General features: G+C 57.4%; 12 protein-coding genes. 2 read left to right on the top strand and 10 right to left on the bottom strand.

What is annotated here, in order from left to right:
* Positions 1 to 302: 302 nt before the first annotated feature.
* The 4 genes from ACM6IV_RS02915 to ACM6IV_RS02930 all read right to left on the bottom strand — a co-directional run bounded on the left by ACM6IV_RS02915 (position 303) and on the right by ACM6IV_RS02930 (position 6,791).
* A complete protein-coding gene (locus ACM6IV_RS02915) occupies positions 303 to 3,827 on the bottom strand; it encodes a calcium-binding protein (protein ID WP_414868651.1) in 3,525 nt (1,174 codons plus the stop codon).
* Positions 3,828 to 4,063: 236 nt separating this feature from the next.
* Positions 4,064 to 4,693, bottom strand: a complete 630-nt coding sequence (locus ACM6IV_RS02920) for a LysE family translocator (RefSeq protein WP_414868652.1) — start codon at positions 4,691 to 4,693, stop codon at positions 4,064 to 4,066.
* An 87-nt stretch (positions 4,694 to 4,780) separates the two neighbouring features.
* Positions 4,781 to 6,130 (bottom strand): NCS2 family permease, encoded by a 1,350-nt coding sequence (locus ACM6IV_RS02925; RefSeq protein WP_414868653.1) that lies wholly within the window; start codon positions 6,128 to 6,130, stop codon positions 4,781 to 4,783.
* Between the two features lie 214 nt (positions 6,131 to 6,344).
* Entirely contained in the window at positions 6,345 to 6,791 is a 447-nt protein-coding gene (locus ACM6IV_RS02930; RefSeq protein WP_414868654.1) for a MarR family winged helix-turn-helix transcriptional regulator, read from the bottom strand.
* Positions 6,792 to 6,873: 82 nt separating this feature from the next.
* Here ACM6IV_RS02930 and ACM6IV_RS02935 point away from each other — a divergent pair, with 82 nt between their 5' ends.
* Complete coding sequence (locus tag ACM6IV_RS02935; protein ID WP_414868655.1) at positions 6,874 to 8,040, top strand: PLP-dependent aminotransferase family protein; 1,167 nt, start codon at positions 6,874 to 6,876, stop codon at positions 8,038 to 8,040.
* A 156-nt stretch (positions 8,041 to 8,196) separates the two neighbouring features.
* Here ACM6IV_RS02935 and ACM6IV_RS02940 read toward each other — a convergent pair whose 3' ends face one another.
* From ACM6IV_RS02940 to ACM6IV_RS02960, 5 genes are all read right to left on the bottom strand, one after another.
* A complete protein-coding gene (locus ACM6IV_RS02940) occupies positions 8,197 to 8,568 on the bottom strand; it encodes a glutathione S-transferase N-terminal domain-containing protein (RefSeq protein ID WP_414868656.1) in 372 nt (123 codons plus the stop codon).
* 104 nt (positions 8,569 to 8,672) lie between these two features.
* Positions 8,673 to 9,218, bottom strand: coding sequence for a GTP cyclohydrolase I FolE (folE, locus tag ACM6IV_RS02945; RefSeq protein WP_003236739.1), 546 nt, complete (start codon positions 9,216 to 9,218; stop codon positions 8,673 to 8,675).
* 77 nt (positions 9,219 to 9,295) lie between these two features.
* A complete protein-coding gene (locus ACM6IV_RS02950) occupies positions 9,296 to 9,853 on the bottom strand; it encodes a Smr/MutS family protein (protein WP_038366959.1) in 558 nt (185 codons plus the stop codon).
* A 74-nt stretch (positions 9,854 to 9,927) separates the two neighbouring features.
* The gene (locus ACM6IV_RS02955) at positions 9,928 to 10,248 is read right to left on the bottom strand and encodes a hypothetical protein (RefSeq protein WP_003223191.1); all 321 of its coding nucleotides are present in this window, start codon (positions 10,246 to 10,248) and stop codon (positions 9,928 to 9,930) included.
* 129 nt (positions 10,249 to 10,377) lie between these two features.
* Complete coding sequence (locus ACM6IV_RS02960) at positions 10,378 to 10,968, bottom strand: cysteine hydrolase family protein (protein ID WP_007914026.1); 591 nt, start codon at positions 10,966 to 10,968, stop codon at positions 10,378 to 10,380.
* Between the two features lie 239 nt (positions 10,969 to 11,207).
* On the opposite strand from ACM6IV_RS02960, the gene prmB reads away from it, so the two are divergent.
* Complete coding sequence (gene prmB / locus ACM6IV_RS02965; RefSeq protein WP_414868657.1) at positions 11,208 to 12,116, top strand: 50S ribosomal protein L3 N(5)-glutamine methyltransferase; 909 nt, start codon at positions 11,208 to 11,210, stop codon at positions 12,114 to 12,116.
* A gap of 92 nt (positions 12,117 to 12,208) precedes the next feature.
* Here prmB and ACM6IV_RS02970 read toward each other — a convergent pair whose 3' ends face one another.
* Positions 12,209 to 13,000 (bottom strand): hypothetical protein, encoded by a 792-nt coding sequence (locus tag ACM6IV_RS02970; RefSeq protein WP_414868658.1) that lies wholly within the window; start codon positions 12,998 to 13,000, stop codon positions 12,209 to 12,211.
* Positions 13,001 to 13,077 lie beyond the last annotated feature (77 nt).

Genomic DNA, 13,077 nt, shown 5'->3' on the forward strand with positions numbered 1-13,077 from the left:
GGTTCTGCCAAGTGGATCGGTCGATGGCCCGGCTCCTGTCGCCGGTGTCTCGAGCGAAGTTGAACCGGGAATTTTTCTGGGCGGTTTTGCCATTGCGCAGCTCCGATGATTGCTTTTTCAATGGTTCGAATAAAGTGGATGCCAGATGCGCAGTGGCTTCCGGAAACCTCGATATTGGGTAAAAAAGCACGGCGCCGTGCGGTATATATGTATGGCGCGGAAGGCAAATGATGCAGGTGATTACAGCGCGTCCGGGAAGGAAGGCGGCCCCTCGCCGGCATACGGGCGAGGGGCGTTGCAGATTACGCCGCGGGTACGGTGATAGGCGGCATTGGCAAGAAAATATCAGGCAGTTGATGGCTGCAGCGATTGATGATTTTCAATGCTGCATGCTCGATGACCACGGAATCGAACAACCAGCAATGTTTGCTCAAGCTATACGCCACTGTGCCGGAACTGCCATCCGCCGGCGCGATGTTCCTGACTTTGAGTTCCTTGTCTGCCACAGAGGACAGTTCCTTGGGCAACGGGCTGGCCGCGTCCGGTGGTGTGAAGAACCTTGCATCCAGACCCTCGACATACACCCTGTCGAAGGAAAGATCGACGGTGTGGACAAGGCCGCTCGCTGAAATGACCCGAACTTGATCAATCAGATCGTCACTGTCGTAAATCGGCAGATGGATCGTGCAGGTGCCCAACTGCAACCGGTTGTTTTCCAGTTTGATCTCAATATCACCCAGTGCGGTTGCATCGAGTTCCCACGTAGACGCGAAAGGTAATCTGACAGTGGCGGTGGCCAAGGCGCCCGGAGTTTCGATTTTCAGGATTGTCGCGGCAGCCAGGTGAATGAGGTAAGTAGAGCCTTGTCCCAGCAGATGCTCCATCGCCGTTTGCCCGGGGTAAGAGGTCAATTTGGCGCAAGCGTATCTTGCGCTGAGTTCATAGGCCTGGTTCGCCGGCAATTCATAAGCGTAACGGCCCGACCGCGGTTTCATCGGCAGGGTCATGGACGTTGTCCAGGTCGTGAAGGAAAACTTTTTATAATCAGCGTTATCCGGTGCTGCGTCGGTCTCGTCCGTGAGTTCGGCATCGAAGGCAACGCCGTCGTTGAAAATCAGAAGATATCTGGACCGAGGGCGAACGGCCATCGTTCGCAGAATCTTGATCATATTCATTGCATCCTCGCCACCGAAAGCATAGGAAAACAATTTCAAGGTCAGCGAGTGTTCGCCGAAGTGGTAGGTCAGGTCGCATCCTGCGGCCAGTTCAGGTTTCTCGTTGTCCCTGAGCCTTGCGAAGAAGTGCGCTTCGGCTTTTGTCAGTTCGGTGCTGGAATAGTCCAGGTAGAGTTTGGTAAGGCCGTGTTTACGGTCAGTTGAATAGAAATTGAAGTGTTGCTGCATTTTGGGGATATAAAAGCTCACATCACGCTGGTGCGAGATGCTGCAGTCGGGCGAGTAAAGAATGACCGGTCTTTCGGCTTGCCCGAGTTTAGTGATGACGACTTCGATATCGACAGAAGTGTCCTCTTCTGCCGTTTCAGGCAACTCCGGGCTCAAATGGAAGCCATCCTTGGTGATGAAGATCAGCTTGTTGTTCTTCAAGCGCCATTGATTGTCGGTTTTCTTGTAGACACCGTGTATGAATACCTCGTTTTTTGTCCGGTCGAGAAATTTGAAGCCAGAAGTGACCAGCAGCGTGTCGCCCTTGATCGACCAGCGTTTGATCAGATCCATATTCCAGTCCAGGACAATGAGACTTTCCTGCTCGCCGTCTTCATATATGCACATGTCACCTTCCTTGTGGGCGACAACATACTCATCGGCGCCGGCACCTCCGTGCGCCTTGACCCCTTTGTGCAATAGATGGATCTGATCGTTCCCGGCGCCGGCGAAGATCGTGTCTTCACCGCGGGCCTTGATGATATTGCGCTGGTCGGTGCCGCTGACGATGCTTACGCCGGAATCAAGGGTGTCTACGTTTTCGATACTTTCCAGACGACTGTGGGAGGTACGGTTTTGATGGCCGGGATTGGAGGGGGCGGGGATTATCGTGGCCAGCGTGCCTGCCGGCAAATGGACGGAGTAGCCGGCTCTTCCATTGCTATGAACAGAGTTGAAACCGCCCAGGGACAAGGTGTCATTGCCTGCACCACCCCTCAATATCGAATCGCCATGCAGTTCGGCGTCTGGCTTGAGCCGCTTCCCGGCAGCGTTGAAGACGAAATGATCGTCCTTTTCGCCACCTGTCAGATCCTTGGCGCCTGACCCGTAGTAGAAGGTATTCGGTTTTTTCTCGACGCCCTGAATCGAGTCCTGGCCGTCCCCGATGAACCACAGGACGCCCTTGTGTTCGGCCGCCGCACCCAACTCCGCCCCGGGCGTCTTGGCCGTCACGCCTTCGCGGGCATCAATAGTGTCGTCACCGTCCTTTATCACTGGCACCTTGACGGTTTCCCAGCCGTCCTGCTTGGTCCACCAGTCGCGCGTCCATACTTGGGTCGGTTTGAGCTCCACGTCCCACGCACCGTTAACGATGGCTTCGGTTGTGTCCTTGAGTTCGCCGTCGAGCAATCTCCTGGCCGTGGCTTTCAGCTGTTTGGCATGTTCGATTTTGGCTTTGGCGAGGGTGTAGCGGTCCTGGACACTGTCGTCGGGGCTCATGAAGCAGAAGGTGAACCAGCCTGTGCGCCAGCGTTCATTGTCGGTGAGATCGATGTAGTCATCGATATCATCCACCAGCCGCACGGCACCGTAGATCTGCGACCCGACCGCCATCATCAGGCCCGCAGCGAGTCCAACCGGGCCTGCAAACGAGAAGCCGGCCATCGCCGCAGCGCCGAGAATCACGGTCATGGCCGCGCTGGTGATGCTCAATCCGGCTTCCACAAAGTGATCCATGGCCGCTTTGCCCGTCTTGTTTTCGGCCGCATTGAACGCTCTGACGGCCATGTAGATATCAAACGGCAGAGTGAAAGCGCCACCGATCAGGCCACCGGAGCGGCTAAGCCTGAGCGCAAAGCGGGTTTTGGCGAAATCCCGAAAGCCGGCTTGCCCGGCCTTGATCATTTGCGTTCCGATTTTAGTGATGGTGATGTCTGCGGCGATGGACGCGCCCTCGGAAAGCAGGCCGACGGAGTTGATGGCTGTCTCCGTGCGATCATTGAGTTTTATCGCCGAAACAAGCCCGCGCAGTCCCATGAAGATACCGAAGGACTGAACGCCGACACTGGACCCGAGCGCGAGATAGGTTTTCGCTCGCGCCGCCCATTTGGGGGTATGTTTGGGTACTTGGATATGAGTGAGATCGAGTTTATGGGCGGTATCCAGAAGCTTGGCAAGTTTGCGGTGGTGTCCATCTGGATCGATAGCCGGGTCGATGTCTTCTCTGAGCATGCGAGGGTAGGTAAGCGGGCGCTGGCTGGCGATTTCGAATAACAATGTTGGCAACAGGTAAGCGTCCGGGCCGGTGGAGGATTTCATCTGTGCTTCTATATTGACCGGACTGAACTGCAAAGAGTTGATGAATGATCGTTTGGGTATACGGAAGAAGGTGTTTTTACCATTCAGCGGCTGCCCGCCAATTGTTGCGCCCAATGCGTCAAGGGAGACGCGGGTTATTGATACAGAACCGATTTTCATGGGGCCGAAGACATCATCAGCCACTCGCAATTGTGCAGTTTTGCTTTTGCTCGTAGTACTTGTCTGTGAGTTCGCGTCACTTTTAAAGTCAAGGGTTGATTCATTACGTTCATTGGCGTGAAAGCCGATGTCGGTGATAACGACGGAGTCAGTTTGTATCGAGGCTTCTTGTATAAGAATGGCCATTTGAACGTCCTTGTTCAAGCAGGTAAATTGGTTGTAAGGCGGCGGTATAGTAGGGTGGTTTTTTAAGCGATGTATATCGACTGGTTGTTGCGGTGTATTGCAAGCAGTACTCTAAAAGTACTAGCGTGATGATATGTCCGGGACGTGAAGGGTAGGTTCTTCAGGCATAAAAAAACCACCTCGTAAGCCGAGATGGTTTTATAAGTAACAAAGATTCAATTTAACAATTAAACAGATCAGTGGCTGCTGAACAAGGAGGCCGTGCCCGCGCCACCAAACAATCCGGCGCTGATCCGGTTGAACCAGCTTTGTCCCTTGCCACTGCGCAAGTAACGCGCAGCGCCATGGGCACCCAGTCCGTAAGCAAGTTTGCACAGCAGATCGAGCAAGGTCCAGGTGGCGATCATGATCAGCAACTGGGGCAGGAACGGTTGCCCGGCACTGAGGAACTGCGGCAGAAAGGCAGCGAAGAACAGGATGTCTTTCGGATTGCTCGCACCCAACACGAACGCGCGCCCGAACAAGGCGCGGAAGCGCGGCACCGGCGCCGCCTGAGGCACTTCAGCGCCGACTGAAGGTTGACGCGATTGCTGCCAGCTCTGCCAGGCAAGATAAAACAGGTACAGCGCACCGACGATTTTCAGCGCGCTGAACAGCTGTTCCGAGGCCAGCAGCAGGGCGCCCAGCCCCAGCGCCGAAGCGCTGAGCAAGCAGATCGAGGCTGTTACCCCGCCGAGAAATGCCGGGTAAGAGCGGCGCAATCCATAATTCAAACTGTTGCTGATCATCAACAACGACAGTGGCCCCGGAATCAGGATCACCACCAGCGCAGCACCACTGAACAGCAGCCAGGTTTCCAGACTCATCACTTCTCTCCTTTTTGTTGTACTCAAGAATGTGCAAAGCCCCACCGGTGAGGGTGAGGCTGTATTGAAGCTTGAACCGCGTGATGCTTACAGGAAGATGAACTTGGCGATAAAGATCGCGCAGAGCACCCACAGGCTCACGGAAATTTCCTTGTACTTGCCGGTACCGGCCTTCAATGCCACGTAGGTGATGAAGCCCAGCGCGATGCCGTCGGCGACCGAGAAGGTCAGTGGCATCATGATCGCGGTGACGATGGCCGGGATGGCGTCAGTGGCTTCGTCCCATTCGATATGGGCCATGCCGCCCATCATCAGCATTGCTACGTAGATCAACGCACCGGCGGTGGCGTAAGCGGGAATCATGCCGGCCAGCGGTGCGAAAAACATCGCCGCTATAAATAACACACCTACGGTGACTGCGGTAAGACCAGTCCGACCACCAGCGGCCACGCCGGCAGCACTTTCCACATAGCTGGTGACGGGCGGAACCCCGACTACCGCGCCGAATACGCTGGAAGCACTGTCGGCTTTCATCGCGCGGGAGAGGTTTTCGATACGTCCGTCAGCGTTGACCAGATTGGCGCGTTGGGCAACGCCCATCAGGGTGCCAGCGGTGTCGAACATGTGCACAAAGAGAAACGCCAGAACCACGCTGATCATGCTGACGTTGAACACGCCAGCGACATTCATCGCCATGAAGGTCGGGGCCAGACTCGGCGGGGTCGACATGATCCCTCCGTAATGCACGATGCCCAGGCCCCAACCGGCCAGAGTCACGGTGATGATGCTGATGAGGATTGCGCCGAACACTCTGTGATAACTGAGGATAGCGATCATCAGAAAGCAGATGGCCGCGAGGAGCGGGCCGGGTTCGCGCAGGGAGCCGAGCTTGATCAGGGTGGCCGGGCTGTCGACGACGATGCCTGCGGTTTTCAGGCCAATCAGACCGAGGAACAGACCGACACCGGCGCCCATCGCAAAGCGCAGGCTGACGGGAATACTGTTCAGCAGCCACTCTCGAATCCGCGAGAAAGTCAGGATCATGAACAGCACGCCGGAGACGAACACCGCACCCAGCGCGGTTTCCCAGTTGTAGCCCATGGTGCCGACAACGGTGTAGGTGAAGAAGGCGTTGAGGCCCATGCCCGGTGCCAGACCCACCGGCCAGTTGGCATACAGGCCCATCAACAGGCAGCCCAGTGCGGCGGCGATACAGGTGGCGACGAACGCTGCACCGTGGTCAATTCCGGCATCGGCCATGATGTTCGGGTTGACGAAGATGATGTAAGCCATGGTGATGAAAGTTGTCAGACCGGCAATCAGCTCGGTCTTCACCGTGGTGCCATGCAAGCTGAGTTTAAACAGACGTTCCAGCAGACCACTGGGTGAGGGTGGCGAGAGGTCCAGCGTCGATGCTTCGGATTTGCGGCTTTCCACAGCGAGTACTCCTCAAGAGTTTTATTGTTATTTCCAGGGCCGGACCCATGAGGGGTGGCAGCGGCCCTTTGAGGCATACGCGAATTTGTTGACCATGCGGTCAGGAACTCGCACGCTGTGGATTATGCTTTTGTGTACAAATAAAGCAAATATTGTTTTTGGTTTTGTTTACGAAAATTCCGTTGATAGGGATATATCGCCTGTTCGGGCTCCTTCAATCGAGAGCCGTCTGACTTTTCCCCAATGCCAGATTCACCGCCAGCCAGCCATTCACCGCCGCCTCGCCAGCCTCGGCAAATACCCGCTCGAGCAATTTCACCTGCTCACGCCGCAACGCCTGCTCGAACTTCGCACCTTCTGCGGTCAACTCCAGCAGACGCTTACGCTTGTCGGCCTCCGACGCCACGCTATTCACCAGATGCATTTCCTGCAACTGCCGCAACGGCATGTTCAGCGCCTGCTTGCTGACACCAAGCAGGGCCAGCAACTCCTTAACGCTCAAATTCGGATAACGCGCGATGAAAAACACGATGCGCTGATGCACCCGCGAAAGGCCGCGCCGTTCGAGCATTTCATCCGCCTTGGCGGTGAACGCCTGATAGCCGAAGAAAAACGCTTCCATCGCCTGTTGCTGGCTGGCGGGGTTTTTAAGGTCAAGCATATTGACGTACTCGCTCAAGCTGCCGTAATTTCAGTCAATCAGTTTGACTCATTTTTTACATCCCTTGCTACCGGTGACCGCCATGGCTTTTTCCGAACGTGTCTCGCGCCTTAAAAGTTCTCTGATCCGTGAAATCCTTGCCGCCGCGCAACGTCCTGAGGTGATGTCGTTCGCCGGCGGCCTGCCTGCCGAAGCTATGCTGCCAAAAGTCGAGTGGGCAGACATGCCGCTGTCGCTCGGCCAGTACGGCATGAGCGAAGGCGAGCCGGCATTGCGCGAAGCGTTGGCAGCGGAGGCGCGGGCGCTTGGCCTGGAGTGCACGGCAAGTCAGGTGCTGGTAGTCAGCGGCTCCCAGCAAACCCTCGATCTGGCAGCCAAGTTGTACATCGACAAAGGCACGGAGATTCTCCTGGAAGCGCCGACCTATCTGGCTGCGCTGCAAATCTTCCAGTTGTTCGGCGCCGACTGCCTGACCGTACCGCAAGAGTCCGATGGCCCTAACCTGGCGAAATTGCGCGAGCGTCTGGAACAGCATCGTCCGGCATTCATCTATTTGATCCCCACCTTCCAGAATCCCTCAGCCGTGCGCTACAGCGAAGCCAAACGTGTCGCGGTTGCCGCGTTACTCGATGAATTCGGAGTCACCCTGGTCGAAGACGAGCCTTATCGAGAACTGACTTTCGATGGCGGCAGCGCCACGCCGATTGCCGGGCGCCTGCAGCAGGCGAGTTGGATCTACACCGGCACCGTGTCGAAAACCTTGCTGCCCGGTTTACGCGTTGGCTACCTGATCGCCAGTCCGGACCTGTTTCCCCATCTGCTAAAACTCAAGCAATCGGCGGACTTGCACACCAACCGCATCGGCCAGTGGCAGGCGCTGCAATGGATTGGGACGGAGAAATATCAGCAGCATTTGAGTGAATTGCGCGGGTTCTACCGCCAACGCCGGGATGCATTTCAAGCCGCGCTGGAAACGCATTTTTCCGATCTGGTGGACTGGAACATGCCGCAGGGCGGGCTGTTTTTCTGGCTGACGCTGAAGCAACCGCTGGACACGCGAACGTTGCTCAATGAGGCGTTGGCCAATGATGTCGCGTTCATGCCGGGTGAGCCGTTTTTTCCTGAGCCGGATAACAATCTAGGGCATTTGCGCTTGAATTTCAGCCACATCGATCCGGCGCGGCTGGATGAAGGGTTGAGGCGATTGGCGGCGGTGGTGCGTCAGGCACAGATCGATAAAGCGGCCTGAAAAAAAATAAACCGGCTCGAGGGCCGGTTTATTTTTGTCTGGAGTTTGCGGTGTCGGTGCGGGCCTCTTCGCGAGCAGGCTCGCTCCTACAGTTGGAATGCGTTCCCCTGTAGGAGTGAGCCTCGCGATAGCACCTTCAGCCCCACAACGGAATCCTCAGACCGCCGCAAACCGCTTGTCCAGATAATCAATGATCACCTTGGACTCATACATCCAGGTCGTCTGGCCATTCTCTTCAATCCGCAGGCAAGGCACCTTGATCCGGCCGCCCAGTTCCAGCAGGGTCTGACGATCCTGCTCGTTGTTCTTCGCATCCTTCAGCGCTACCGGCACATTCAGGCGACGCAGCGTGCGGCGGGTTTTCACACAGAACGGGCACGCATGGAACTGATACAAGGTCAGACCTTTGGCGGCAGCGTTGACTTGGGCCTGGGCTTCGGCAGGGCGCTGCTTCTTGCCCGGGCGAGTGATGAAGTCAATGAAGATAACCAGTTGGCCGAGGCCGACACGAAGCGCTTTGACGAACACGTTTAAAGCCTCACGGTGCATATTGAGAAAGGCGCGCAGCTTACCCGATTTTTCACGGGCGAAAAAAAACCGGCGATGAATGCCGGTTTTCTTCTTGGCGCAAATTACTTGATGAGGCTGAGGAATTCGCTGCGAGTCGCGGCGTTTTCGCGGAACTCGCCGAGCATCACCGAGGTGATCATCGACGAATTCTGCTTCTCCACACCGCGCATCATCATGCACATATGCTTGGCCTCGATCACCACGGCTACGCCCAGGGCGCCGGTGACTTGCAGTACCGCATCGGCGATCTGGCGGCTGAGATTTTCCTGGATTTGCAGGCGCCGGGCGTACATGTCGACGATCCGCGCGACCTTCGACAGGCCCAGCACTTTGCCGCTCGGGATGTACGCGACGTGCGCCTTGCCGATGAATGGCAGCAGGTGGTGTTCGCACAACGAGTACAACTCGATGTCCTTGACCAGCACCATTTCGCTGTTGTCGGAGCTGAACAGGGCACCGTTGGTGACCTCTTCGAGCGTCTGTTCATAACCGCGGCAGAGATACTGCATGGCTTTGGCGGCACGCTTTGGCGTGTCGAGCAGGCCCTCGCGGGACACGTCCTCGCCCAATTGGCCGAGAATCGCGGTGTAATTCTGTTCCAGGGACATGAAACTACCTGTGGGGATTTTCGCAAAGGGCAAGGGTACGGTGGCGGACACAACCCTGCAAGTTCGGTGTAACGGGATTATTCGTCGCGGCCTTCCATCATGGTGCGTTTAAGCATCACGTAAACCGCGCCGGCGCCGCCGTGTTTGGCCTGGCACGAGCAGAAACCCAGCACTTGCGCGTGCTGACGCAACCAGGTGTTGACGTGGCTTTTGATCATTGGCCGCTTGCCGTCGAGGCGCACAGCCTTGCCGTGGGTGACGCGCACGCAGCGGATTTCGAACTTGGTCGCTTCGGCAAGAAACGCCCAGAGGGTTTCCCGGGCCTTTTCCACGCTCATGCCATGCAGGTCGAGGCTGCCCTCGAACGGGATCTGCCCGACCTTGAGCTTGCGCATCTGACTTTCCTGCACGCCGTCGCGCGACCACATCAACTCGTCTTCCGGGCCGACATCAATCACGAACTGGTCGGACAGACCGTCCACGGTAGCGGTGTCGGTGCGCACGGTGGCGGACTGGCGCAGCTTGGCAATTTGCGCGCGGTCAGCCTTGGGTTTGCCGGTGTCGGCGCGGTCGTGCTTGATCGGCTTGACGCCTTGGATCGCACTTTTGAACAGGGAAAAATCGTCGTCTTGCATGTCAGCCTCCGCGAAGGGCGGCCAGTTTACCCAAGTCGAAACAAAACGGCCCGGCAAAAAGCCAGGCCGGTGAGTCAGTCGTGTTTTTTCATCAGGTGCGGGGACATGTTCAGTTCCCGCGATTGCCGTGCGCGTCGGCGGCAGCGGCGCCAGAGGGCGACACCGAAATACAGAAACAGCAAACCGACCGCCAGAATGATTGCCGAACCCGTTGGTGTGGCATTCAAGTCGCCGAGCGCTGGCGGGCGCCCGAGCAGGCTGGCCGCGCCGGCCATCGCCAGCAGCACGCCGAACGTCGCCAGAATGGCGGCGATCGCCGCGCCGAATCGAAAACGCCAGTTGCTTTGGCCTTTGGGCCGCAAGCGGCGTGCGTCAAATCCATCGGATAACTTCATTCCGACCTTCCTCAATGGGTATCGGCCCTTCGACCGGGAGTTGACGGGGTTGTTCCTGAGGCTATGGCATTTGCGGCAAATGAGAGGATTTTGCAGATGAGCGGCGCTGTGAGCCGCTCATCGGGCGGATCAGATCAGGTCTTGAGTCAGCGCGAGGGTGGCGAAGTTGTCCGCCATGATCGCCATCTCCGCTTCCTGCACCACAGCGGCGCTGAGTACGCGGCCCTTGAACGGCAAGTCACGAGTGGCACAGGCGTCTTCGACCAGGGTGCAACGGAAACCCAGATTCTTCGCCGCACGCACGGTGGTGCTGACGCTGGAATGGCTCATGAAACCGCAGACGATCAGGTCCAGCGAGCCAAGGTTTTGCAAGCGGTCCAGCAGCTCGGTGCCATGGAACGCGCTCGGCAGCAGTTTGCCGATAATGGTTTCATCACCCTGTGGTTCGAGACCGGGGATGAATTCGCCGCGTTCGCCCTGCGGGTCGAACAGGCCGCCGACGGTGCCGAGATGACGCACGTGCACGATCGGCCGACCGGCTGCACGGGCTGCGGCAACCACTTGTTTGATGTTCGCGACGGCCGCGTCCATGCCGCTCAGGGCCAGCGGGCCACTGAGATATTCTTTCTGGGCATCGATGATGACCACGGTGGCATGACTCAGTGTGGCCGCTGCGTAACCGCGACCACTGAGTTGAAACATCGTTTTTGGAACGGACATTCTGGGGCTCCTTGGGGTGGGGCTTTTGCGACATTGTCCTCTGGCTGAGCGGTTCTGTGAATCGCTACCATCGTAGGCACCGTCGTTATTGGCCTGCAGCCTTGTCAAGTTACACGTTCTGTTCAATAGCCGATGCAAAAAACAGAAAACTCCTACCGTCGCCGCGATGTTTTTCCTGCGTCGTCGTCACGCGTTTTGGCTGTTAGAATCGCCAGTCGTTTTTTCTGGAGTTCTGCCCCGTGATCACTTCCCGACTTCGTACCCTGCGCGACCACATTCGTTGGGCCGTCAGCCGCTTCCATGGGGAGGATCTGTTTTTCGGCCATGGCACCGACAATGCCTGGGACGAAGCGCGGCAGCTGGTGCTCGGTGCGTTGCACCTGCCGTGGGAAATCGCCGACAGCTACCTCGATTGCGCGCTGGAAGACGACGAACTGGTCAATTTGCAACGCTTGCTCAAGCGCCGTATCGAGGAGCGCATTCCAACCGCTTACCTGTTGGGTGAAGCGTGGTTCTGCGGCCTGTCGTTCATCGTCGATGAGCGCGTGTTGATCCCGCGTTCGCCGATTGGCGAGCTGATCGAAAACCGCTTCGCCCCGTGGATCGGCAACGAACCTGCGCGGATTCTCGACCTGTGCACCGGTTCCGGTTGCATCGGTATCGCCTGTGCCTACGAGTTCCAGAACGCTGAAGTGGTGCTGGCCGATCTGTCGTTCGAAGCGCTGGAAGTGGCCAACCAGAACATCGAGCGTCACGGCGTCGATGAGCGCGTCTATACCGTGCAGGGCGATGGTTTTGATGGCTTGCCGGGCCAGCGTTTCGATCTGATCGTGTCGAATCCGCCTTACGTGGATGCGGAAGATTTTGCTGACATGCCGGACGAGTACCAGCATGAACCGGAACTGGGCCTGGCCTGTGGCGACGATGGTTTGAACCTGGTGCGACGCATGCTCGCTGAAGCGGCCGATCACCTGACAGAGAAGGGTTTGTTAATTGTCGAGGTGGGCAACAGCCAGGTGCACGTTGACGCGTTGTACCCGGAAGTCGATTTCGCCTGGCTGGAGTTCGAGCGCGGCGGGCATGGGGTGTTCATGCTGACGGCGGAGCAGTGCCGCGATCATCAGGCCTTGTTCGCCTCCCGCGTCTAAAAGTTTCGCGAGCCGGCTCGCTCCCACAAGAAAATGCATTCCAAGGTGGGAGCGAGCCGGCTCGCGAATGGCCGCGACGCGGTGTCAAACCATCAGCGGTGCGTGGCAATCCAGATCAACAACCCCGCCTGAAACACCGCAAATGCCACCAGACAGGTAATGGTAAAGCGCAAGCCAGCGTCTTCACGCTTGAACTTGCTGACCTTCTCTTCCTGTTTCTTCAGCTTCACTTCCTGCTCGGCCAGATTCTGCTCGGCCTGCTGGAGCATCTGCGCTGCCTCAAGAATCTCGACGATCTGCAGCTTCTCGCTGTTCCAGTCGCCGAGCAGATCACCGACCAGCACATCCTTGACGCTGCCCTTCAAATGCTGGGCATCGGCGTACACCACATCAAAACCATGCACCCGCAGGAAATGATCGCGACGCAGCCGCGTGTCTTCATTCAGCGCGTCCTTGTTGTTCAAGTCCATGCCGTCGACGGTGTAGGCGGGCCAGCGTTTTTTCGCCCAGTTGATGCCTTGTGCGGCCATGAAACGGCCGATGCCACGGTTCAACGGTTCGATCTGCAAGCCGCTGTCCGGAGCAAAATGCACACGTTTGCTGGTGTGATCGGCCCAGACATCAAGGTGGTTCTGTTCTTTGCGCACGCGCTGGCCAGGCAACTTGATCGCCATGCGCATCAAGCTGTGTTGTTTGCTGTTGCGTTCGGCGTAACCGAATTCGACAAAACGCAATGGCCGGCCACCGGTGTGACGGTCGGTCTGCAGCGGTGCCAGACGGAGCATCTTGTGGTGCTCGACGTGGACATCCGCCCACGGCAGCTCGACCGCTGGCGGTGCGTCTTTTTCAGCGGTGGTGTCGGGTGAAGTCGGGGTATCAGTCATAACGGCGAGATCCTGTCCAAGCCCTGCTTGTCACCAGCCGTTGCGCTGGCGACAAACGCTTATCGGCCGTTTTTTGC

It is taken from the genome of Pseudomonas sp. IT-347P (assembly GCF_949768005.1).
Lineage (GTDB): Bacteria > Pseudomonadota > Gammaproteobacteria > Pseudomonadales > Pseudomonadaceae > Aquipseudomonas.